The organism is Streptomyces sp. NPDC093252 (assembly GCF_040683675.1).
GTDB lineage: Bacteria > Actinomycetota > Actinomycetes > Streptomycetales > Streptomycetaceae > Streptomyces.
The window spans coordinates 418,097-439,087 of sequence record NZ_JBFBEM010000005.1 but is presented as its reverse complement, the minus strand read 5'-3'; the positions used below and the strand labels follow the sequence as shown (position 1 = coordinate 439,087).

Sequence of the window (20,991 nt, the reverse complement as noted above, 5' to 3'; positions counted from 1 at the left end):
GTGATGGTGATGGTGATGGGGGAGTGGGGCGGCTGATGGCGGTGGAGGGCTCGGGGGAGCGGCGGGCGCGTCAAGGGGCGCGGGCGGGCCGGGACGTGACACAGGTGGCCGGGGACCTGCACCTGCATCCGGCCCCGGAGCCGGGCCCCTCGGTGGAGTGGCCGGTGTGGGTCGGGGACGTACCGCGCAGGGCGGCGGCGTTCCAGCCGAGGACGGCGGTCCGGAAGAAGGCCGACGCGGCGCGGGGCAGGGGCGCGGACGTGGTGCTGTCCGGCCCCGGTGGGGTGGGCAAGAGCCAGTTGGCGGCCTCCCTGGCCCGTGAGTCCCGGGACGCGGAGCGCGGCGAAGGGACCGGCCTGGATGTGCTGGTGTGGGTCCGCGCGACCAGCACGGACCAGGTGATCAGCGCGTACGCGCAGGCGGCGGGGCGGTTGCAGCTCCCGGGCCTGTCCCCGGACGACGACGACAGCGCCGCCCGCCTCCTGCTGCGCTGGCTGGCCGCGACCGGGCGCCGCTGGCTGGTGGTGCTGGACGACATCGACGACCCGGCGGACGTCCGGGACTGGTGGCCGGACAGCGGGGCGGGACGCGGCTGGGTGGTGGCGACGAGCCGACGGGACGACGCGGAACTCAGCGGGGCGGGGCGCGCGTTGATCAGACTGGGCCTGTACTCGGACGGGGAGGCGCGGGCCTACTTCCACCGCAGGCTGGCGGACGCGGGCCACGGCCATCTCCACGACCCGGGCCGGGCGGTCGAGCTGGCGCGGGCGCTGGGGTACCTGCCGCTGGCCCTGGGGCATGCCGCCGCGTATCTGATCAACAAGCGGGTCGTGATGGCCGACTACCTCGCCCTCCTGGAGAACACCGGAAACCGGCTGGGCGACCTGCTCCCGCCGAGCGCGGACACGGAGGGGTACGGCCGCCCGGTCACCGTCTCCCTCCTCCTCTCCCTGGACGCGATCGAGGAGACCGACCCCAGCGGCCTGGCCCGTCCCCTCCTCCACCTGGCCGCCCTGATGGACCCCCTCGGCCACCCCGCCGACGCCTGGACCACGCTGGAGGCGCGGGACCACCTGGGCACCGTCCGCCCACCCCGGCGCCGCCGCTTCCGCAAGTACCGCCCGGCGGTCACGGAGGCGGAGGTGCGGGACGTCCTGGAGCGGCTGCGGATCTACGCCCTGATAGCCCAGGACACGGCGGGGGCGCCGATCCGGATGCACGCGCTGACCGCGCGGGCGGTACGGGAGTCGATGGCGCCGGAGGCCCTGTCCACGGCGGCGCGCGTCGCCGCCGACGCGATCATGGGCTTGTGGCCCCGGCATGAGCACAAGGAGCGGGAAGCAGCCGCACTGCTCCGCGCGAACGCGATCCACCTCGAAGAGACCACCCGCCCGGCGCTCTGGCGGCCCGAGGTCCACTCCTGCGTCTTCCGGGTCAGCCGTAGCCTCACCCAAGCCGGTCTGTACGACCAGGCGGTGGAGAACGACGAGACGGCCGTCCGCGTGAGCACGGAGATCTATGGCCCGGAACACCTCCACACACTCCTCGGCCTGCACAATCTCGCCGTCTCGTACAACGATGCCGGGCGGAATCAGGACGCCCTGCCCATTCGTGAGCGGGTGTTGGGACATTGGGAGCGGCTCTTCGGCGTCGGTCACCCCGACACCCTCACCGCCCGCCACAATCTCGCCGTCTCCTACAGGGATGCCGGGCGGGTCGAGGAAGCGCTGGATCTGAGTGAGCGGGTGTTGGCGGACCGGGAGCGGCTCCTGGGTGTCGACCACGCCGACACTCTCAGCGCCCGCCACAATCTCGCCATCGCCCTCGGTGACGCCGGGCGGGTCGAGGAAGCGCTGGATCTGAGTGAGCGGGTGTTGGCGGACCGGGAGCGGCTCCTGGGTGCCGATCACCCCGACACCCTCCACGCCCGTCACAATCTCTCGGTCTCCTACCGGGACGCCGGACGGATGCCGGAGGCGCTCGCGCTCAACGAGCAGGTACTGACCGAGTACGCGCGGATCCTCGGAGCCGACCACCCCGACACGTCCCGCGCCCGAGCCGTACTCGCCAAGTTCCGCGCCACCGCCCCTATCCCCGAAGAACCGCCCGGCAATCCCCCCAGGCCGCATCCCCCAGCAGCGGACGCATCCGGCTGAACAGCGCCAGCAGCTCCCGCCCGTACCGTGCCCGGAACTCCTCGTCCCGCTCCGCGAGGTCCAGTTCGTTCGCGGCCGTCAGCTCGGCGAAGTCCCTCAGCCGCCCCGCCGGAGGCATCCGCACCACCCCCGTGAACCGGTCATGGAACGGCCCCTCCGGCAGCCCCGGATACGTCGCCCCCCGATCGCAGCTCGCGTACAGATACACCAGCGCCTCCGCCTCCGCCCCGATCGCGGCGGCGATCGCGCCCCGCCGGTCCAGTGGCAGCAGTGCCTTCGGGAAACCGTCCGTCCCGTACAGCGCGTGGCAGAACCCGGCCAGTTGCAGCGCGGGCCGCGCCTGCCATCTCGCCAGCCTCAGATGCACCCGGTCGAGATGCGCGTACAGCGTCCCGCCGGGATGCGGAATCGATTCCGCGCCGAGATGCCGCAGCAGGGTCGCGGCGCGGGTGTGGGTGGACGGCGGCGGTGCGGTCGTCCCTTTGCGCGGCTGTACGGAGGGCACGGTTGTCCCCTTTCCGACGCGGCTCGTCGTGGGGTCGGCACCCGCTCCGCGATCGGCCCCGGTCCGGACCCGGGGCACGAGGAACGGACAGCGGGTTGCCGCCCTGGGGAGCGCGGCCGGCTCCCCGGTGATCGATCGTCCCAATGGCCACTCCGCCAAGTCAATCCTAAGAATTTCTCGCAACACCCAAGTGTTAGCTTGGAGTTATGACTCTTGAGGATCTGCGTATCTTCGTCGCGGTGTGCCGCGCGGGCAGTCTGAGCGCGGTGGCGCGGCAGTTCGGGGTGACGCAGTCGGCGGTGAGCCAGCATGTCAAACGCCTGGAGCGGGAGACGGGGGTGAGCCTGCTGGAGCGCCAGCCGCGCGGGGTCGTCCCGACGCGGGCCGGGCAGATTCTCGAAACGGCGGCGTCCGAGGGGCTGGCCGGCCTGGATCTGGCCCTGCGCAATCTCCGCGAACTGGCCGACGGCGAAACAGGCTCGGTCCGGGTGGCCACGGGTGCGACAACCGTCCGGCACTTCATGGCGGACGCGGTGGTGGCCTTTCGCCAGCGCTATCCCGAGGCCAGCCTCGAATTCCGTACGGAGCCCTCCAGCCGGGCCTGCTTCGACGCCCTCACGGACAGCGAACTGGACCTGGCGTGGGTGACGCTGGGACCGCCGGTGCGGGGCATAGAGCAACGGGCGGTGGTGGATCTGCCGTGGGTCCTGGCCGTACGCGCCGACGACCCTCTCGCCGACCGCCCCCACGCCCGGGTCCGGGAACTGGCCGACCTGCGCCTGATCCGCCTCCCCCCGAACTCGACCTCGGCCGCACAACTCGACGCCGGATGCGCGCAGTTGGGCGTACGGTTCGCCTTCGACACCAGCGTGACGGACTGGGACACGGCACTGCTGCTGGCGGAGCTGGGCTTGGGCAGGGCGGTGGTTCCCGCCCTGCCCCGCTTGCACATCAATGGCACGGACGCGGTGCCCTCCGGGGACCTGCGGCTGGTTCCCCTCCCCGAGTTGCCCCCGCTGACGGTTGGTTGGGCGGTACGCCGCTGGTCGGCGCTGTCCCCCCTGGCGAGGGCATTCGCGGAAACGGTCAGCGTCCCGTGAGCCCCAGGAACCGGTCCCAGGCGTCAGTGGAGAGGGTGAGCTGGGGGTCGGTGGGGTTCTTGGAGTTGCGGATGTGGATGGTGTGGGGGCGGGTGGAGATTTCTACGCACTCGCCGCCCTCGCCGTCGCCGTGCCTCGACCGAGATCCTGCGTGTCGAGGTGAGCGATCCGAGGGGCGAGCGCAAGGCTCCGGTTCGTCACCGACCCGGGCCGAGAATGGACGGGGCCTGATCACCGTCCCCTGCTGGGCCTGGCGTGGGGGAGAGTGGACCGGCGGATCGGCAAGACGGTGTAGGCGGAGGTGTCCCTGAAGGAGCCGGGTGGCGGCCACCGGCATGTCTGGGAGTGAGGGCTCCTAGACTTGCACGGCCCGCCCAGAGAGGATTTTGATGCCCATGCGTTCCCGACGGTTCCAAGCCTTCGTCCTTGATGTACTCAAGAACACGCCGGGAGCGACCCAGGTCCAGACCCTGGCGGATGCCGGCGACACCAAGCATCCGTGTGGTGTGGCCGTCATCACACAAGGCGACGAGTCCCTCTGGCAGATCGTCGGTCAACTCGCCGACGGCGAACGCCATGATCATGAGGATCAGCCTGGGGAGGGGCCTCTGGCCGAATGGGCCGAGGCCAAGCCGGGTGACAACGCCGAGGGCGTCCTCGCCGCAGCGATCGGCCGGGCGGAGTCCCCGGAGATCGCCCGCATCGAGCGGTGGTCGGTACGGGAGGGGGAGCGCCCGGGGCGTCAGGGGCTCACGGTGTACTTCCACAACGGCTCGCGCGCGTACATGCGGAAGCTCTAGGTTCCTTCTCCGGTCCTGTGGGGGAGGTCGCACAGCACCACCTGTCAGCACCACCCAACGGTGTGAGGAGCTTGATATGGGATGCACGCATGCCAACCCCAACCACTTCGATCCAGGACAGTGCTCTGCCGCATGCCCTGTCTGCGGTGCGTACGGCAGCGCTGAGCCCGGTCAGCCGACCGCCATGCACCAGGCGTCGGGCAGCCGTGAAACCTGCCCCGGCAGCGGCCAGCCCGCCGTCTGACATGCGCTGGTAGTCCCCGAGCCGACCGCCACCCCCGGCGGCGGTCGGCCCCGGGTCGCCGCACCCCGTGCCGAAGGCGCTCCCTCAAGGAGCCCGGCGCTCACACCTGGTCGCCCGTGCGCTGAGCGCTGCCCGCCCCGCACATCACCCACCCCACCCGAAACGCCTCCAGCATCACGTCATGGGCCGCGCCCGGTGCCATCACGGCCCGCATCAACCGCCGTATCGCCACCCGCGTGTTGGGCGAGTTGCTGGTCATCGCCCTGTGCAGCTCCGGGACCCGGTGCCAGAGGCTCACCTCCTTCTCCAGGGCCTCAGCGAGTGTCCCGGCGCCCACGGAGTCACGGTCCAGGCCGTGCAGTACATGGGCCAACTCGCCCTCCAGGCGCTCGGCGCACCCACAGACCCTGTCAGCACCAAGACCCCTACGAACCCCCAAAACCCGAACCCCAAGGTCTTCACGAACCCCACGACCCTCACCAACCCCCCGCGCGGCGCGCGCCCCCCGCGCGGCGGCCGACTGCACCCGGTCCCAGTCGCCCGGCGCGGGCTCGTCCGGGACCGGCTCACCCCGTAGCCGCGCGCCGAACCGCATCACCCGGGCGTAAACGTTTCCGCGCTCGCCCCACCAGCAGTAGGCCATCCCGGACAGCAGCATCCGGTCCGCGATGTCATCGTTTTCCGGCCTCAGTGGCAGGAATTCGTGCATACGTCCCACCAGTCGGCCGGTGGCGGACGCCGTGAGCGCCCGGCACAGGGTCCCGGTCTCGTAGGCGGCTGCCTCGGCGTCGATATCGGTGAAGGACGGCACCAGGACCGCCAGCATCATGTTCCAGGCGCCGTACAGCATTTCCGGCAGACTCCGGGGCGCCGGAAACGCCCAGACCCCGTAATTGGAATATCCCATGGCCACCATCGCGGCGACCCGAAGTCCTGGAGGATAGCCGGAGAGCCAGCCGGTGAACGGGGTATCCGCGATCCGGTACGGGGCCTGTCCGGCGATGGCGTCCATGTCCCGCTGGAAGCGGATCCCGTGATTGGCGACCGAATGCCGCCAGGCCGCGTGCCCGACCGTCGGGAAACGCAGATTCTCGGGGATGTCCAGACTTCCGCCGAGGCCCAGCCGGCCGTAGGAGTCCCCGTAGTCCGCCATCGAGGTGAGACAGAGGTAGAAACGCGCCCGCTGTTCCGCCTCGGGCATTCCGTCCCGCCCGACCACGTTCCACCATCCCAGCAGCAGTCCGGGAATGCTGCGGTAGCTGTCGGCGCCTATGGCGCGGAGATCTCCATGGGTCGTCCGGGGGTCCACCTTGGGTGTCGGCGGGAGCGTGGGGAGGTCCCCTTCGGCTGCGCGGGCCGCCCGGCTCGGCGACCCCTCGACTCCGTCCGGATACCCCTGCTGAGCTGCGACTCTCTCCCTACGGCCCAGCTCCGCCAGCGTCACCCGGTAGGACATCACGATGCCCGTCCAGGTCAGGATCAGGTGCACCCGGTCGGCGAATGGGGCCGAGGTGTTCGCCGCCGCCCGCCGGAAGGCCGCCGTGTATCTCCCGAAGACCCGCGCGCACTCCTCCCCTGCTTTCCGCGACCACGGCGACCTCAGTTTTCCGCGCAGTGAGCCGATACTCTCCCAGTCGCCGTCATGCCGCCCTTCCCCCGGTCCGCACGCCGCAAAGAGCGCGCTCCACTCGGCATACGCGGAGAGGTGGAAGTCCCGCGCTCCCTCGTCCGGTTCCGGGACCGTCCGTGCCCCGTCGCAGTCCGACTCGCAGAAGAATCTCTCCGGCTCCCGCAGGTGATCGCCGGACGAATGCACCACCCCCGCCCCCGAGGGCACCCCCACCCCCGGTGTTTCGTGCGCCATCTCCTCGAAGAGTCCGGCGATCCAGGCCAGGGCCGCCCGGTGATCCCGGTCCTCCAGGGAGAAGATCCCGAGATCCACCGGTCTCACCCCGGAGTCGAAATTGCCCGTCGGGGCGGTGAATTCCCCCGAATCCACGACCGCTTCCGCATATCCCCATCCGGGAAACGAAGAAGCGGCGAACCAGGCGGGTATCTCATCGACCGGCAGGGAATTCATCATCGCATCGCCGAACCAGCCCCGCAGTATTCCCTCCAGCTCCCGCTGTTCATCCTTGAGCGCCATATGCTCCCACTCCCGTAATTCCGCGACCAGGCACAGCCGCCGCCCGTGGATTGCCGGGCGGCGGCTGCGAAGGGCAGAAGTTACGAGCCCAACAGTGCGGGTTGCAAGGGGCATTGACAGGTTTCAGCGAGGTGCTTATGGTCCAACGACCACCGCCGGAGGAATCATGAGAGCCGCTGAATCATCCCTCCACCCCCCGCGCGTTCCGGGGGGTTTTCCATTGCTCGGACACACCCCGCATCTGATGCGGAACCCCCTGTCCTTCCTCCGTTCTCTCCCCGCCGCCGGTGAACTGGTCGAGGTGCGGCTCGGGCCCTGGCCGGCCTATGTCGTGTGCAGTCCCCGGCTGACCCGCCAGCTCCTCCTGGACGACCGCACGTTCGACAAGGGCGGCCCCCTCATCGACCGGGCCCGGGAGGCCCTCGGCGATGGTGTCGCCACCTGCCCGCACGCCCGTCACCGCAGACAGCGGCGGCTCAACCAGTCCGCCTTCCACCAGGCCCGGATGCCCGCCTACGCCACCCGCATGACGGCCCACCTCGACGCCCTGACGGCGTCCTGGGAGGCGGGCCGGAGCGTCGATGTACTCACCGCGCTGGAGGAGACCGCGGTGCGCATCCTCATCGGCACGATGTTTCTCGGCACCCCGCTCCCGGCGGCCGAGCAGACCCGGATGGTGCACGATGTGCTGGGTATATCCCGGGGCGTCTTCCGGCGGATGTTCATGCCGCCCGCGCTCGCGAAGCTGCCGCTCCTGGGAAACCGCGGATTCGAGAAGGCCCGCACCCATCTGCGGCACACCGCTCTGCGAACCATCGCCCATCACCGGGACACCGGACGGGATTATGGAGATCTTCTCTCCACTTTGGTCGGCGCGCAGGACCCGGGCGCGGACGCGGAAAGCGCCCGCCTCTCGGACGAGGAACTCGCCGACACGATCATCACGTATTTCTTCGCCGGAGCGGAGACCAGTGCGGCGCTCGCCGCATGGGCCGTGTATTTCACCGCCCGGCACCCCGAGGTGGAAAAGCAGGTGCAGGAAGAGGCGGACCGGGTTCTCGGCGGCGCCGCCGCGACCCATGACGATCTGCCCCGACTGGAGACCGCCCGGCGCGTCATCACCGAGACCCTGCGCGTCCGCCCGCCCGGCTGGATCTTCACCCGCGTCACCGCCCGGGACACCCTGCTCGGCCCCTACCGGCTCCCCGAGGGCAGCACGCTCCTCTACAGCCAGTACCTCGCCCACCACCGCGACGACGACTTCCCCGACCCGGACCGCTTCGACCCCGACCGCTGGGCCGGTCAGGGGCCCGGCGGCACCCCGCCCTCCGGCTCCTTCGTCCCCTTCGCCCTCGGCGCCCGCAAATGCATCGGCGACACCTTCGCCACCATGGAGGCGACCCTCGCCCTGGCCACCATCGCGTCCCGCTGGACCCTCAGACCGGCCCCCGGCATGCGGCTGCGCACCTCCCCCCGCGGCCTCGTCCTGCGCCCCGACGGCCTGCGGATGATCCCCACCCCACGCGCCCGCGTCTGAACCCCGCCAGCCCCGGGACGCCTGTACAGATCACGCCACCCCCACCCACCGCAGCACCCCCGTCACCCCCGCCGCCCCCAGCACCACCACCACGAACGGCGCCCCCCGCCACGCCAGCACACCCCCCGCCAGCACCCCCGCCGGGCGCGCCCACCCGGCGAAACCGGCGTCCTCGGTCAGGGCCCCGGCCGCCAGCAGGGCCACCAGGAGCACCACCGCCCCGGCCGCCAGCAGTTCCCGCAGCCGCTCGGGCAGTTCCACGCGGCCGTGCAGGACCGGTCCGACCAGCCGGAAGGCATACGTGCCCACCGCCAGCGCCAGGATCATCGCCACCGTCGCGTTCATGCGCGCACCGCCGCTTCCCGTCGTCCGTGCAGGGCGAGGCCCGCCAGGGCCAGGAGGACCGGCAGGCCGGCCGGGACCAGGGGGGTCACCGCCAGCGCCACCGCCGCCCCGGCCAGCGCGGCCCTGCGGACCGCCGGGTCCTTGCGCAGGGTCGGCAGGACGAGGGCCACCAGCACCGCGGGGAAGGCCGCGTCCAGGCCGAAGCGGGCCGTGTCGCCCAGCGCGCCACCCGCCAGGGCGCCGCCCAGGACCCCGAGGTTCCAGACCGCGAACAGGCCCAGCCCGGAGATCCAGAACGCGGCCCGGCGCCGGGCCGGGTCCTCCTGGGCGAGGGCGAAGGCCACCGTCTCGTCGGTCACCAGATGCGCCCCGAGGAACCGGGCCACCCGGCCCCGGCCCAGCACATCCGCCACCGCCAGCCCGAAGGCGACCGTACGGGTGTTGAGGAGCAGGCCGGTCGCGGCGGCGGCCAGCGGACCCCCGCCCGCCAGCAGCACGCCGACCGCGCTGAACTGCGCCGATCCCGCGTACACCACCAGCGACAGCACCACCGGCACCCACACCGGCAGCCCGCCCGCCACCGAGATCGCCCCGAAGGACACCCCGACGACCCCGCTGGCCAGCCAGACCAGCGAGGCATCCCGGACGAGGTCCCCGGGGGCGACACGGAGGAGCACTGAGGGTGTTCGAAGTAGCGAACGCATGTTCTCTACAATGAACAGCAGAGACTCTGTTCGTCAAGGCGAACGAAGAGACCGGCAGAGCGAACGGAATGGACGGCCCGCCCATGGACGACGACACCGCACCCCCACCCCGCCTCCCCCTCGACTGGCTCGCCGCCGCCCTGCGCCGGGAGCGCACCCGCGTCGGGCTGTCCCTCTCCGAGCTGGCGAAACGCGCCGGGATCGCCAAGTCCACGCTCAGCCAGTTGGAGGCGGCGAGCGGGAATCCGAGCATGGAGACGATCTGGGCGCTGGCCGTGGCCCTCGGGGTGCCGTTCAGCGCGCTGGTGGAGCCGCCCGTTCCGGCCGTCCGGGTGATCCGGGCGGGGCAGGGGCCCGCGACCCGCTCCGGCCAGCTCGGCGGCTACTCGGCCGCGCTGCTCTCGGCCAGCCCGCCCGGCGCCCGCCGCGATCTGTACGACGTCCAGATCGAACCCGGGCCCGCCCATGAGTCGGAGCCGCACATTCCGGGGACCGTGGAACACCTCGTGGTGGCGGCCGGACGGGTGAAAGCGGGGCCGCGCGGCGCGGAGGAAGAACTCGGCGCCGGGGACTACATGACCTATCGGGGAGATATCGCCCATTCGTACCGGGCGCTGGTGCCGGGGACGAAGTTCGTCCTGGTCATGCAGCATGTTTGAGCGGGGCCCGGAGGGAATTCGCAAAGAATTCACCCGACCCCGGCCCACCCGGTGCGGCGGGCCGTCCCGGCCCGGCCGGGAAAAGGGCAGGAGCCCCGCTCGCCTTGCGGCGTGGGGCTCCTTGGGTACTGCTAATCGATCCTTGATCCGAGAGAGATCAGACCAGTCAGACCGGTTCAGACCGGGGTGACGTTCTCCGCCTGGGGGCCCTTCGGGCCCTGGGTGACGTCGAAGGACACCTGCTGGTTCTCCTCAAGGGAGCGGAAGCCGCTCGCGTTGATCGCGGAGTAGTGGACGAAGACGTCGGGGCCGCCGCCTTCCTGGGCGATGAATCCAAAGCCCTTTTCGGCGTTGAACCACTTCACGGTTCCGGTAGCCATAAGCCCTCCTTGGGCCCAAAGGGTTGCCCTGCTCCAGAACCAGCAAGTGTGAAGATGTGTTTCTGCACAACTGCCATAAGTCCAAGAACGACGAGAGCCCGCGGTCACATGCTCCGCAGGCTCTGTACTGCAAGGGAAACCAAACTGCAACTTGCGGCGAGCCTAGCACGCGGGCCCGGGAATGCAATAGAGGTCAAGATCACGTCACTCAGGTGTTTGAACGGCCGCACGCGGCCCCCGCCCGACGCGGACGCGCCCCACCCCCGCCGCGGGGCCACCCAGGGTCTAGCCTCGCGATGTGGACAATTCTCGCACCCGGCCGCGCGTCGGCCACATCCAGTTCCTCAACTGCCTGCCCCTGTACTGGGGGCTCGCGCGCACCGGCACCCTCCTCGACTTCGAGCTGACGAAGGACACGCCGGACAAGCTCAGCGAGCGACTGGTCCGCGGTGATCTCGACATCGGCCCCATCGCCGTAGCCGAGTTCGTGAAGAACGCCGACGATCTGGTGGTCTTCCCCGACATCGCGGTCGGCTGCGACGGCCCCGTGATGTCCTGCGTGATCGTCTCCCAGGTCCCGCTGGACCGACTGGACGGCGCCCGGGTCGCCCTCGGCTCCACCTCCCGCAGCTCGGTCCGCCTCGCCCAGATCCTGCTGGCCGACCGTTACGGTGTGCGACCCGACTACTACACCTGTCCGCCCGACCTCAGCGTGATGATGCAGGAGGCCGACGCCGCCGTCCTCATCGGCGACGCCGCCCTGCGCGCCCTGCTGCACGACGGACCGCGCTACGGCCTCGCCGTGCACGACCTGGGCTCGCTGTGGAAGGAGTGGACCGGGCTGCCCTTCGTCTTCGCCGTCTGGGCCGCCCGCCGCGACTACCTGGAGCGCGAGCCCGAGCTGACCCGCCAGGTGCACCAGGCGTTCCTGGACTCCCTGGAGCTGTCCCGCCAGGAGGTCACCAAGGTCGCCGAGCAGGCCGCCCGCTGGGAGGCGTTCGACGCGGAGGTCCTGGAGCGGTACTTCACCACCCTCGACTTCCACTTCGGCGCCCCGCAGCTCGCCGCCGTCGCCGAGTTCGCCCGCCGGATCGCCCCGGCGAACGGGTCTCCGGTGGACCCGAGGGTGGAGCTGCTGGGGGGTTAGGGCCGGGGTGCCCGTCCCGGGGTGGAGCGGCGGGGGCGGAGGGCCGTGGGCCGGACCTCGCGGGTGGAGCGGCGGGGGTGAAGCGCCGTGGGTCGGACCTCGCGGGCGGAGGGTCGTGCGTCGGCCGCCGTGCGCCCGTAGTGCCGGCCGCACGGTCGCGGGCTCTTCTGGCGCCGGGCGGGCTGCTTATACGCTTCCGGGCGGCAGGCGCGTACGGGCACACAGGGGGAAGAGGCCGCCATGCAGCCGCTCGGAGCCGATGAACCGACCGTCATGGGTCCCTACCGGCTGCTCGGCCGGCTCGGGGCGGGCGGCATGGGCCGGGTCTATCTCGGCCGCAGCGCGGGCGGCCGTACGGTCGCCGTGAAGATCGTCCATCCGCACTTCGCGCTGGACGAGGAGTTCCGCGCCCGCTTCCGCCGCGAGGTGGAGGCCGCGCGGCGGGTCGGCGGGGCCTGGACCGCGCCGGTCCTGGACGCCGACCCCGGGGCCCCCGTGCCCTGGGTGGCCACCGCCTACGCCGCCGGGCCCTCCCTGACCTCGGCCGTCGCCTCCGTCGGCCCCCTGCCCGCGCACTCCGTGCGGACCCTGGGCGCGGGCCTCGCCGAGGCGCTGACCGCCGTCCACGAACTGGGCCTGGTGCACCGGGACGTGAAGCCGTCCAACGTCCTGCTCACCCTCGACGGCCCCCTCCTCATCGACTTCGGCATCGCCCGCGCCACCGAGGGCACCGCCTCCCTCACCGCCACCGGCGTCTCCGTCGGCTCCCCCGGCTACATGGCCCCCGAGCAGATCCTCGGCAAGGGCGCCACCGGCGCGGCGGACGTCTTCTCGCTGGGCGCGGTCCTGGCGTACGCGGCGACCGGCGAGCCGCCCTTCTCCGGGGACTCCTCGGCGGCGCTGCTCTACAAGGTCGTGCACGAGGAGCCGCAACTGACCGGGCTGGAGGGGACGCTGGGCGCCCTCGTCGCCGAGTGCCTGGCGAAGGACCCGGGGGTCCGGCCGACCCCCGCCGGGATCGCCGCCCGACTGGCTCCCGACGGCGCGGCCCGGCTGGTGGCGGGGGGCTGGCTGCCGGGTCCGCTGGTGGAGCAGGTCAGCCGGAGCGCCGTGCAGTTGCTGAACCTGGAGGCGGGGGAGGGGGCGGGTGCGGTCGCGTCGGGGCCGGTGGGGTTCAGCAGTCCGGCGGTGGGGGAGTTCGGGCCCGCGCCGACGATGGGGACGACGGTGGGGTCGGGGCCGCAGGACGGGGTTCCGGCGGCGTTCGTGGGGGGCGGCGGCCCGTCCGGTCCCATGCCCTCCCCTCCTACTTCCGTGCCCTCGCCGTCCTCCCCGTCCACTTCCGTGCCCTTCCCGTCCTCCCCGTCCTCCTCGCCCCCTCCCTCCGGGCGCGGGCGAGTCTCCGTCTCCGTCGCCGCCGGTACCACCACCGGGCCCGTCGGGCGGGGGCGGCGGCTGAGCTGCACCCTCGCCCTCGGGGTGGCGGCGGCGCTCGCGGCGGTGACCCTGGGGTCCGCCTTCGTCTTCGATCTGCTGCCGGGCCAGGGTTCCCGGGACACCGGTGCCCAGGACGGCCGGGACAGTACCGGCGATCCGGCCGCCACCCCCTCGTCCAGCCCGACCGGGACGGACCCGGAGGCGGGGGCGGGGCAGGGGTCCGGCGTACCGGAGCGCTACCTCGGCACCTGGGAGGGGCAGGGCTCCGCGCAGGGCCTGCCGATGGGCACCTTCCGGGTGGTCCTGAAGCAGGCGGAGATCGGCGGCGACCTGGGCGAGGTGCGCCAGACCGATCTGCTCGGCGGGGTCTGCGTGGACGAACTCAGTCTGAAGTCGGCCTCCGCGACCGAGGTGGTGGCGGAGGCGAAGGGCGCCGACGACAACCCCGTCCAGTGCTCCCCGACCCCGCACATGGTCACCCTCACCCCCACCGGGGACGACGTCACCTACACCTCGGACAGCGAGGACTCCGGCAAGCCGACGGCCCGCCTGTCGAAGGCCGGGTGACCGCCGGTGGGAACCGCGCTCGCGCTCACCGCGGCGGCCCTGCTCTGGGGCGCGGCCACCGGCACCCTGCTCCCCGGCGCCGCCCACCGCCTCTCCGTCCCCCCGGACGAGCCCTGGCGGACCACCGCCCCGGACGGCACCGCCCTGCCCCCCTGGCCGGTCCCGTCCCGCGCCCTCCCGCTTCCCGCCCTCACCGCCCTCACCGCCGTCCTCTGCGCGGGCCTCGCCGCCGCGGCCGGTCCCCGCCCGGAACTCGCCGTCTGGCTGCTCGCCGCCCCCGTGGGGGTCCTCCTCGCGGTCGTGGACATCCGTGTCCACCGCCTCCCCGACCTCCTCACCCTCCCCCTCGCCGCCGCGCTCCCGGCCGCCCTCGGCGTCGCCGCCCTGCTCCCCGCCCACGCGGGCCACTGGCCGACGTCCCTGCTCGCCACCCCCGCCGTCGGCGCCGCCTACCTCGCCCTCCACCTCCTCAACCCCTCCGGCCTGGCCTTCGGCGATGTGAAACTCTCCCTCGCCGCGGGCGCGTCCCTCGGCTGGTACGGCTGGCCGGCGGTCCTCGTCGGCACCTTCACCGCGTTCGTCTCCGGCGCCCTCTACGGCCTCCTCCTCATCGCCCTGCGCCGCGCGAACCGCCGCACCGCGATCCCGTTCGGGCCGTTCCTGCTGGGCGGGGTGTACGCGGGGGTGGTGCTGGGGGCGGTGGCGGCGGGCTGAGGCCATGGCGCGAAATGCGCTGACGTAGGCTGGTTGCGTCCGTCCGGAAGACCCCGGGACCCGGTCCCGACCCCGACGAAAGGGACGCTTCGGTGAGCGAGAAGGCCGACCTTCAGTCCGTGCTGGACCGTGCCGCCGAAGGGGGCCGGATCACGCCCGAGGAGGCCCTCGTCCTCTACCGGGACGCCCCGCTGCACGCGCTGGGCGCCGCCGCCGACGCCGTACGCCGCCGCCGGTACGCCGGGACCGAGCACATCGCGACGTACATCATCGAGCGGAACATCAACTACACCAACGTCTGCGTCACGGCCTGCAAGTTCTGCGCCTTCTACGCCCCGCCGAAGGCCAAGGACAAGGGCTGGACCCGGGATCTGGACGACATCCTGCGCCGCTGCGCGGAGACCGTCGAACTGGGCGGCACCCAGATCATGTTCCAGGGCGGCCACCACCCGGACTACGGCGTGGAGTACTACGAGGAGCACTTCGCGGCGATCAAGAAGGACTTCCCGCAGCTCGTCATCCACAGCCTGGGGGCCAGCGAGGTCGAGCACATGGCCCGGATCAGCAAGGTGGGCGTCGAGGAGGCCATCCGGCGCATCCACACCGCCGGGCTCGACTCCTTCGCCGGTGCCGGTGCCGAACTGCTGCCCGAGCGGCCCCGCAAGGCCATCGCCCCGCTCAAGGAGAGCGGCGAACGCTGGCTGGAGATCATGGAGACGGCCCACGGGCTGGGCGTGGAATCCACCTCCACCATGCTCATGGGCACCGGCGAGACCAACGCCGAGCGCATCGAGCATCTGCGGATGATCCGTGACGTACAGGACCGGACGGGCGGGTTCCGCGCCTTCATCCCGTACCTCTACCAGCCGCAGAACAACCATCTGAAGGGCCGCACCCAGGCCACCATCTTCGAGTACCTGCGGATGATCGCCGTCGCCCGCCTCTTCCTCGACAACATCGCCCACATCCAGGGCTCCTGGCTCACCACCGGCAAGGACGCGGGCCAGCTCACCCTGCACTACGGCGCCGACGACCTCGGCTCGATCATGCTGGAGGAGAACGTCGTCTCGGCGGCCGGTGCCCAGCACCGCTCCAACCTGCTGGAGATGATCGAGATGATCCGCGGCGCCGGCCGCACCCCCGCCCAGCGCTCCACCACGTACGAGCACCTCGTCGTGCACGACGACCCGGCGGACGACCCGGTGGACGAGCGGGTCATGTCCCACATCTCCTCCACCGCCATCGAGGGCGGCACGGCCCACCCGGAGCTGAAGCTCCTCGCCTCCAACTGACCCCCCCTCTCCTCCGTGCTGACGATCCACGCCGACGGACGGGGACGGGCGTACGCGGTCCGCGGGTCCCGGATCGCGGCCGTCGGTGACCTGGACGCCCTGACCGCCGCGTTCCCGGCCGCCCGGGTCCGCCGCTGGCCCGGCCTCCTCACCCCCGGACTGGTCAACCTCTACGGCCCCGAACTCCTCGACCACGCCTACCACCCCGACCCGCGCGAGGCCGACGCCCTCGGCACCGAGCCCCTGACCGGCCCCGCTCTGGACGCCCTGCGCCCGGACGACACCCGCTGGGGCGCGAGCGCCCGCCGGGGCCTCCAGCGGATGCTGGCCCACGGGACGGTCGCGGTGGCGGGCACCCCGACCCGCCCGGCGGTCGTCGCGGCCCTGCGCCGCTCCGGGCTGGGGATCGCCGGACGGCTGGGCGCGCCCCGGGGCCCGGCCTCCCTGGACCCCTTCGCCTGCGGAGCCCCACCGGAGTTCGCCCCGGCCCGGGAGGAGGGCTCGGCGGCCCGATTCGCGGTCTTCGACGTACGCGACGAGGGGGAACTGGCGGAACGGGGGGCGGGGACGTGCGTGGCGACGGTGGTGGAGGGCCGGATCGCCTTTCGACGCCGGTGAGCGCTGAGGCTTCTGAAAACGCGGGGCGGCTGCGCGACCGGCCCCCACCCACCCGCACCCGACAACGAAACCCCCACCCACCCCCACCCGGTGACGCCCCCCTCACCCCCCTCACCCCCCGAACGCCTCCCCGAACGCCCCCTCCCCCTGCTCCACCCCACTGCACTCCGTGGTCTGCCCCTCCCCGCACGCCCGGTCGCGATGAGCCGCCCACATCGACACCCACCCGATCCCCTTCTCCTCCGCGAACGCCCGCACCTGCCCCGCGTCCTCGACCGTGAAGGTCTCACCCTTCACATCGTTCACCCCGATCATCGAGGTCAGCGCCATCCCGCCCCACACCTCCGCCTCCGTACGCCCGAACACCTCCATCAACTGCCCGTGCGCCGCGCCCGCCGCCTCGATCGCGTAGTCCCCCATGTCACCGTCGAAGGACTCGCCGTAGTTCATGGTCATCAGATTGACCGTGTGGACCTCGACCCCCTGCTCCTCGGCGGACGCCAGCAGATCGAGCCCGTCCTCCTCCAGCCCGGACGGCATCACGGGCAGGGTGTACGACACCTCCAGATCCGCCCGCTCCCGCTGGAGCAGCGCGATCGCCTCGTTGCGCCGCTCGACCGACCCGGCGTCCCCGAGGTCGTCGCCCTCGATGTCGAAGTCGGCCTTGTCGGCCCCGGCCGCGTCCAGGGCCGCCCCGTACGCCCGGGCCAGTTCCTCCGCGCTGTCGCAGACCGCCGCCAGTTCCTCGCCGTCGGCGCCGCCGAAGGAGACCCGGACATCGGCGCCGGACCTGGTGAGCATCGAGATCCGGGTCGGTATCGCCGCGTCGTCGATCGCGACCACCCCGTCCCACATCGGCGTGCACCCCTTCCCGTCGGAGAGCACGAAGGCCAGGTTGTACGACTGCGGCGCGCCCGCCCCGTCGACCAGGGAGGGGGTGGTGGCGATGACGTACGGGGCGTATTCCGTCCCGTCGCCACCGCCACCGCCACCGCCACCGCTGCCGTCGCCGTCGCCCGCGTCCGTCGCCGACGCGGACAGCGACGGCTCGGCGGAGGATCCCGCGCCCGAACCCTCGCCCTCACCGGACGAGCACGCCGTGCCCCCCGCCGTCATGGCCAGAACGAAACCCAGTCCGGCCGCAGGCCGCAGCAGACCCCTCATCGCACACCCACCCGTTTCCACGACTTCTGTTCCTGTTGTGCCAGTTGAGGGACAAGGTATGTCGGGGGAGGGGCCGATGGGGTCGAATGCCCGGTTCCGGACGCCGGAGGCGCAGGCCGGGTACCGGGGGCGGGCTGCAAGAATGGCTCCGTGACCCGCGCCTCCCTGACCAAGCAGCCGCACGAAGTCGCCACGATGTTCGACGACGTGGCAGCCCGCTACGACCTCACCAACGCCGTGCTGTCTCTCGGCCGGGACCGCGCCTGGCGCGGGGAGGTGGCCAGGGCGGTCGACGCCCGGCCCGCCCAGAAGGTGCTGGACCTGGCCGCCGGTACGGCGACCTCCTCGCTGCCGTTCACCCGTGCCGGTGCCTATGTCGTGCCGTGCGACTTCTCGATCGGGATGCTCCAGGTCGGCAAGGAGCGCCACTCCTGGATGCCGTTCACGGCGGGGGACGCGACCCGGCTGCCGTTCAGGGACGATGTCTTCGACGCCGTGACGATCTCCTTCGGGCTGCGCAATGTGCAGGACACCGATGCCGCGCTGCGCGAGATGTACCGGGTGACCCGGCCGGGCGGGCGCGTGGTGATCTGCGAGTTCTCCCGGCCGACCTGGGCGCCCTTCCGGACCGTCTACACCGAGTATCTGATGCGTGCGCTGCCGCCGCTGGCCCGGACGGTGTGCTCCAACCCGGACGCGTACGTCTATCTCGCGGAGTCCATCCGCACCTGGCCCGACCAGCCCGAACTCGCCGAGCGGCTGAAGTCGGCGGGCTGGTCGCGGGTGGCGTGGCGGAATCTGACGGGGGGCGTGGTGGCGCTGCACCGGGGGTTCAAGGCGGACTGAGCACCCAGGCCCCGGGGGGCAAGGCGGACTGAGCGCCCAGGCCCCCAGGGTTTCGGGATTTCCCGGGGTTTCGGGGTTTCCCGGGGTCTCCCGGGGTTCCCCGGGGTTTCAGTGCATCGGCTCGAACGCGTCTCCCGGCGCCCCCAGCTCCCGCTGCATCCCGCCGCTCGGCGGCCTCGGCACCCGGGGTTCCCGGACCCCCGCGCCACCCCCGCCCCCGTCGTCCCCTCCGTCGTCGCCCCCGTCCAGGTCGAACCAGATGGTGACCACCGCGCCCCGGGGCACCTCGACCCCGGGCGGCGGATACTGCCGGACGACGTAGTCGACGACGGTGAGAGGGAAGTCGGGCCGGTCGGGCGCGGCGAGCAGGACCCCGTGGGTCTCGGCGGCGTCGCGGGCGTCCACAGCCATCAGTCCGACCAGCTTCGGTACACGCACTTCGGGCGTATTGGGTGGTATATGCACAGATGTCACCCCCAGCGGTACTGGCAGGGTAACCGCACGGGGGTGCCGACCGGAAGCGTCAAGTGTCTTTCTGTAGCCGACAATTACCCAGGGTGACGAGTGTCGGTGATCGTCAGAGGTCGAGCCGGTAGCAGTGGCCCTGCTGCCGGGTCTCCGGGGTCATGAAGGTCTCCGCGAGCCGCATGCCGAGCCGCTGGGTCACCGCGATCGACCGGGTGTTGCGGGCGTTGACCATGGCGACGACCCGCGCGGTGCGCCCGTTGCGCAGTCGCTCCAGGGTGAGCCGGGCGGCGGCGGTGACATAGCCCTTGCCCCAGTGCGCGCGCCCCAGCCGCCAGCCGATCTCGATCTCCCCCTGCGGGCCCCAGTCGCCGGGCCAGGGCTGCGCGCCGGTGAAGCCGAGCACCTGGTCCCGCTCGTCCAGCACGGTCCAGAGGCAGAAGCCGTACTCGGCGTCGTGGCGGCGCTGGCGGGCGGTCAGCTCCTCGTAGACGGACGGCTCGCTGCTGCGTCCCCCGTGGAACTCCATGACCTCCGGGTCGTCGAAAACCCGGTGCCAGGCCATCGCGTCCTCGTCGGTGGGGACCCGCAGCCGCACGGCGGGGAGAGCTGGGTTCACAGGGCATCCCTTCGGCCGGTCGATCAATTCTGCTGAATAGACTGCCCATGTCCAGTGCCGGCCGGCACGCAGATTTCGAGCATTGGGGAGATCCCAGTCGTGACCGAGCCCCTGACCGAGCCGCTGACCGAGCCCCCGACCGAGTCGCTGTCGGACAACACCGCCGATGTGATCGTCGTCGGCGCGGGCCCGGCCGGCTCCACCACCGCCTACCACCTCGCCCGCGCCGGACTCGATGTCCTGCTGCTGGAGAAGACCGCCTTCCCGCGCGAGAAGGTGTGCGGCGACGGACTCACCCCGCGCGCGGTCAAGCAGCTCGTCGCCATGGGCATCGACATCTCCGAGGAGGCCGGCTGGCTGCGCAACAAGGGGCTGCGCATCATCGGCGGCGGCTCCCGGCTCCAGCTCGACTGGCCGGATCTGGCCGCCTACCCGAACTACGGACTCGTCCGCAAGCGCGACGACTTCGACGAGCAGCTCGCCCGGCAGGCCCAGAAGGCGGGCGCGCGGCTGTACGAGCGCTGCAATGTGGGCGAGCCGATCGTGGACGACCGCACCGGACGCATCACCGGCGTCCGCGCCAAGCTCGGCGACCCCGACTCCACCGACAAGCGCGAGGTCACCTTCCACGCCCCGCTGGTCGTCGCCGCCGACGGCAACTCCACCCGGCTGTCCCTGGCGATGGGCCTGCACCGCCGCGAGGACCGCCCGATGGGCGTCGCCGTCCGGACGTACTTCACCTCCCCCCGCCACGAGGACGACTACCTGGAGTCCTGGCTGGAACTCTGGGACCGGCGCGGCCCCCAGGACCGGCTGCTCCCCGGCTACGGCTGGATCTTCGGCATGGGCGACGGCACGTCCAACGTCGGCCTCGGGGTCCTCAACACCTCCTCCTCCTTCAAGGAGCTGGACTGGCGGGAGATCCTCAAGGCGTGGTGCGCCTCCATGCCGGAGGACTGGGGCTACACCCCGGAGAACATGACCGGCCCGATCCGCGGCGCGGCCCTGCCGATGGCCTTCAACCGCCAGCCGCACTACACCCGCGGGCTGCTGCTGGTCGGCGACGCGGGCGGGCTGGTGAACCCGTTCAACGGCGAGGGCATCGCCTACGCCATGGAGTCCGGGCAGATCGCCGCCGAGATCGCCGTCCAGGCGTTCGCCCGCGCGACCCCGGCCCAGCGCGAGATCGCCCTCCGGCGCTATCCGCAGGTCCTCAAGGACACCTACGGCGGCTACTACACGATGGGCCGCGCCTTCGTGAAGCTGATCGGCAACCCGAAGGTGATGAGGCTCGCGACGGAACGCGGGCTCACGCATCCGCTGCTGATGAAGTTCACCCTCAAGCTCCTCGCCAACCTGACCGACCCGACGGGCGGGGACGCGATGGACCGGATCATCAACGGGCTGAGCAAGGTGGCGCCGAAGGCGTGACGCCGGGGGTGGTGGTGGCCGAGGGGCGTGGAGCGTGATGCCGGGGGGGGCGGTGGGGGCGGGCCCCGGTTGTCACGGCCGCGCCCTCACCCCGAGGTCACCGGCCCGTCACCCC

Annotated in this window: 21 protein-coding genes; 12 read left to right on the top strand and 9 right to left on the bottom strand. The window is 72.0% G+C overall.

Annotation, left to right across the window (positions count from 1 at the left end; all coding sequences use genetic code 11):
• The first annotated feature begins 35 nt into the window (after positions 1-35).
• Positions 36-2,156, top strand: coding sequence for a tetratricopeptide repeat protein (locus tag AB0O01_RS13595; RefSeq protein ID WP_365312991.1), 2,121 nt, complete (start codon positions 36-38; stop codon positions 2,154-2,156).
• Here the strand turns inward: AB0O01_RS13595 and AB0O01_RS13590 are convergent.
• A complete protein-coding gene (locus AB0O01_RS13590; protein WP_365313149.1) occupies positions 2,089-2,592 on the bottom strand; it encodes a DUF6817 domain-containing protein in 504 nt (167 codons plus the stop codon). The genes AB0O01_RS13595 and AB0O01_RS13590 overlap by 68 nt on opposite strands.
• 275 nt (positions 2,593-2,867) lie before the next feature.
• Here AB0O01_RS13590 and AB0O01_RS13585 point away from each other — a divergent pair, with 275 nt between their 5' ends.
• Positions 2,868-3,761 (top strand): LysR family transcriptional regulator, encoded by an 894-nt coding sequence (locus tag AB0O01_RS13585; protein WP_365312989.1) that lies wholly within the window; start codon positions 2,868-2,870, stop codon positions 3,759-3,761.
• On the opposite strand, the gene AB0O01_RS13580 is transcribed toward AB0O01_RS13585, so the two are convergent.
• Positions 3,748-4,098 carry a DUF397 domain-containing protein gene (locus AB0O01_RS13580; RefSeq protein WP_365312987.1) on the bottom strand — a complete coding sequence of 117 codons (351 nt, stop codon included), beginning with the start codon at positions 4,096-4,098 and terminating at the stop codon, positions 3,748-3,750. The genes AB0O01_RS13585 and AB0O01_RS13580 overlap by 14 nt on opposite strands.
• 58 nt (positions 4,099-4,156) lie before the next feature.
• On the opposite strand from AB0O01_RS13580, the gene AB0O01_RS13575 reads away from it, so the two are divergent.
• Positions 4,157-4,561 (top strand): hypothetical protein, encoded by a 405-nt coding sequence (locus tag AB0O01_RS13575; protein ID WP_365312985.1) that lies wholly within the window; start codon positions 4,157-4,159, stop codon positions 4,559-4,561.
• A gap of 344 nt (positions 4,562-4,905) precedes the next feature.
• Here AB0O01_RS13575 and AB0O01_RS13570 read toward each other — a convergent pair whose 3' ends face one another.
• Entirely contained in the window at positions 4,906-6,951 is a 2,046-nt protein-coding gene (locus AB0O01_RS13570) for a hypothetical protein (RefSeq protein ID WP_365312983.1), read from the bottom strand.
• Between the two features lie 166 nt (positions 6,952-7,117).
• Between AB0O01_RS13570 and AB0O01_RS13565 the strand changes: the two genes are divergently transcribed.
• Positions 7,118-8,488: a cytochrome P450 gene (locus AB0O01_RS13565; RefSeq protein WP_365312982.1), complete on the top strand. Its 1,371-nt coding sequence runs from the start codon at positions 7,118-7,120 to the stop codon at positions 8,486-8,488.
• A 30-nt stretch (positions 8,489-8,518) separates the two neighbouring features.
• Here the strand turns inward: AB0O01_RS13565 and AB0O01_RS13560 are convergent, their stop codons facing one another.
• Both AB0O01_RS13560 and AB0O01_RS13555 read right to left on the bottom strand, forming a co-directional pair.
• A complete protein-coding gene (locus AB0O01_RS13560; protein WP_365312981.1) occupies positions 8,519-8,833 on the bottom strand; it encodes an AzlD domain-containing protein in 315 nt (104 codons plus the stop codon).
• Positions 8,830-9,537: an AzlC family ABC transporter permease gene (locus AB0O01_RS13555; RefSeq protein ID WP_365312979.1), complete on the bottom strand. Its 708-nt coding sequence runs from the start codon at positions 9,535-9,537 to the stop codon at positions 8,830-8,832. The genes AB0O01_RS13560 and AB0O01_RS13555 overlap by 4 nt, the downstream gene beginning before the upstream one ends.
• Before the next feature lie 83 nt (positions 9,538-9,620).
• Here AB0O01_RS13555 and AB0O01_RS13550 point away from each other — a divergent pair, with 83 nt between their 5' ends.
• Positions 9,621-10,196 carry an XRE family transcriptional regulator gene (locus AB0O01_RS13550; protein ID WP_365312977.1) on the top strand — a complete coding sequence of 192 codons (576 nt, stop codon included), beginning with the start codon at positions 9,621-9,623 and terminating at the stop codon, positions 10,194-10,196.
• 176 nt (positions 10,197-10,372) lie between these two features.
• Here the strand turns inward: AB0O01_RS13550 and AB0O01_RS13545 are convergent, their stop codons facing one another.
• Positions 10,373-10,576 (bottom strand): cold-shock protein, encoded by a 204-nt coding sequence (locus AB0O01_RS13545; protein WP_003992177.1) that lies wholly within the window; start codon positions 10,574-10,576, stop codon positions 10,373-10,375.
• A gap of 298 nt (positions 10,577-10,874) precedes the next feature.
• Here AB0O01_RS13545 and AB0O01_RS13540 point away from each other — a divergent pair, with 298 nt between their 5' ends.
• The 5 genes from AB0O01_RS13540 to AB0O01_RS13520 all read left to right on the top strand — a co-directional run bounded on the left by AB0O01_RS13540 (position 10,875) and on the right by AB0O01_RS13520 (position 16,351).
• Positions 10,875-11,723, top strand: a complete 849-nt coding sequence (locus AB0O01_RS13540; protein ID WP_365312975.1) for a menaquinone biosynthesis protein — start codon at positions 10,875-10,877, stop codon at positions 11,721-11,723.
• A 240-nt stretch (positions 11,724-11,963) separates the two neighbouring features.
• On the top strand, positions 11,964-13,727 hold the full coding sequence (locus AB0O01_RS13535; RefSeq protein ID WP_365312973.1) for a serine/threonine-protein kinase: 1,764 nt from the start codon (positions 11,964-11,966) through the stop codon (positions 13,725-13,727).
• A gap of 6 nt (positions 13,728-13,733) precedes the next feature.
• A complete protein-coding gene (locus AB0O01_RS13530; RefSeq protein WP_365312972.1) occupies positions 13,734-14,441 on the top strand; it encodes an A24 family peptidase in 708 nt (235 codons plus the stop codon).
• Between the two features lie 92 nt (positions 14,442-14,533).
• Entirely contained in the window at positions 14,534-15,733 is a 1,200-nt protein-coding gene (mqnC, locus tag AB0O01_RS13525) for a cyclic dehypoxanthinyl futalosine synthase (protein ID WP_365312970.1), read from the top strand.
• Positions 15,734-15,748: 15 nt separating this feature from the next.
• The gene (locus AB0O01_RS13520) at positions 15,749-16,351 is read left to right on the top strand and encodes a hypothetical protein (RefSeq protein ID WP_365312968.1); all 603 of its coding nucleotides are present in this window, start codon (positions 15,749-15,751) and stop codon (positions 16,349-16,351) included.
• 111 nt (positions 16,352-16,462) lie between these two features.
• Here AB0O01_RS13520 and AB0O01_RS13515 read toward each other — a convergent pair whose 3' ends face one another.
• On the bottom strand, positions 16,463-17,515 hold the full coding sequence (locus AB0O01_RS13515; RefSeq protein WP_365312966.1) for a chitinase: 1,053 nt from the start codon (positions 17,513-17,515) through the stop codon (positions 16,463-16,465).
• Between the two features lie 150 nt (positions 17,516-17,665).
• On the opposite strand from AB0O01_RS13515, the gene AB0O01_RS13510 reads away from it, so the two are divergent.
• The gene (locus tag AB0O01_RS13510; RefSeq protein ID WP_365312965.1) at positions 17,666-18,361 is read left to right on the top strand and encodes a demethylmenaquinone methyltransferase; all 696 of its coding nucleotides are present in this window, start codon (positions 17,666-17,668) and stop codon (positions 18,359-18,361) included.
• A gap of 108 nt (positions 18,362-18,469) precedes the next feature.
• Here the strand turns inward: AB0O01_RS13510 and AB0O01_RS13505 are convergent, their stop codons facing one another.
• Together AB0O01_RS13505 and AB0O01_RS13500 are read right to left on the bottom strand one after the other, a co-directional pair.
• The gene (locus AB0O01_RS13505; protein WP_365312963.1) at positions 18,470-18,799 is read right to left on the bottom strand and encodes a PASTA domain-containing protein; all 330 of its coding nucleotides are present in this window, start codon (positions 18,797-18,799) and stop codon (positions 18,470-18,472) included.
• Between the two features lie 139 nt (positions 18,800-18,938).
• Positions 18,939-19,445, bottom strand: a complete 507-nt coding sequence (locus AB0O01_RS13500) for a GNAT family N-acetyltransferase (protein WP_365312961.1) — start codon at positions 19,443-19,445, stop codon at positions 18,939-18,941.
• Between the two features lie 123 nt (positions 19,446-19,568).
• On the opposite strand from AB0O01_RS13500, the gene AB0O01_RS13495 reads away from it, so the two are divergent.
• Positions 19,569-20,876, top strand: a complete 1,308-nt coding sequence (locus tag AB0O01_RS13495) for a geranylgeranyl reductase family protein (protein ID WP_365313148.1) — start codon at positions 19,569-19,571, stop codon at positions 20,874-20,876.
• Positions 20,877-20,991 lie beyond the last annotated feature (115 nt).

What these genes read in the sequence shown, in the direction of transcription:
- AB0O01_RS13595 (WP_365312991.1), top strand. Translation starts at nt 36, where the DNA reads ATGGCGGTGGAGGGCTCGGGGGAGCGGCGGGCGCGTCAAGGGGCGCGG.
- AB0O01_RS13585 (WP_365312989.1), top strand. Translation starts at nt 2,868, where the DNA reads ATGACTCTTGAGGATCTGCGTATCTTCGTCGCGGTGTGCCGCGCGGGC.
- AB0O01_RS13580 (WP_365312987.1), bottom strand. Translation starts at nt 4,098, where the DNA reads ATGCCGGTGGCCGCCACCCGGCTCCTTCAGGGACACCTCCGCCTACAC.
- AB0O01_RS13575 (WP_365312985.1), top strand. Translation starts at nt 4,157, where the DNA reads ATGCGTTCCCGACGGTTCCAAGCCTTCGTCCTTGATGTACTCAAGAAC.
- AB0O01_RS13570 (WP_365312983.1), bottom strand. Translation starts at nt 6,951, where the DNA reads ATGGCGCTCAAGGATGAACAGCGGGAGCTGGAGGGAATACTGCGGGGC.
- AB0O01_RS13565 (WP_365312982.1), top strand. Translation starts at nt 7,118, where the DNA reads ATGAGAGCCGCTGAATCATCCCTCCACCCCCCGCGCGTTCCGGGGGGT.
- AB0O01_RS13560 (WP_365312981.1), bottom strand. Translation starts at nt 8,833, where the DNA reads ATGAACGCGACGGTGGCGATGATCCTGGCGCTGGCGGTGGGCACGTAT.
- AB0O01_RS13555 (WP_365312979.1), bottom strand. Translation starts at nt 9,537, where the DNA reads ATGCGTTCGCTACTTCGAACACCCTCAGTGCTCCTCCGTGTCGCCCCC.
- AB0O01_RS13550 (WP_365312977.1), top strand. Translation starts at nt 9,621, where the DNA reads ATGGACGACGACACCGCACCCCCACCCCGCCTCCCCCTCGACTGGCTC.
- AB0O01_RS13545 (WP_003992177.1), bottom strand. Translation starts at nt 10,576, where the DNA reads ATGGCTACCGGAACCGTGAAGTGGTTCAACGCCGAAAAGGGCTTTGGA.
- AB0O01_RS13535 (WP_365312973.1), top strand. Translation starts at nt 11,964, where the DNA reads ATGCAGCCGCTCGGAGCCGATGAACCGACCGTCATGGGTCCCTACCGG.
- AB0O01_RS13515 (WP_365312966.1), bottom strand. Translation starts at nt 17,515, where the DNA reads ATGAGGGGTCTGCTGCGGCCTGCGGCCGGACTGGGTTTCGTTCTGGCC.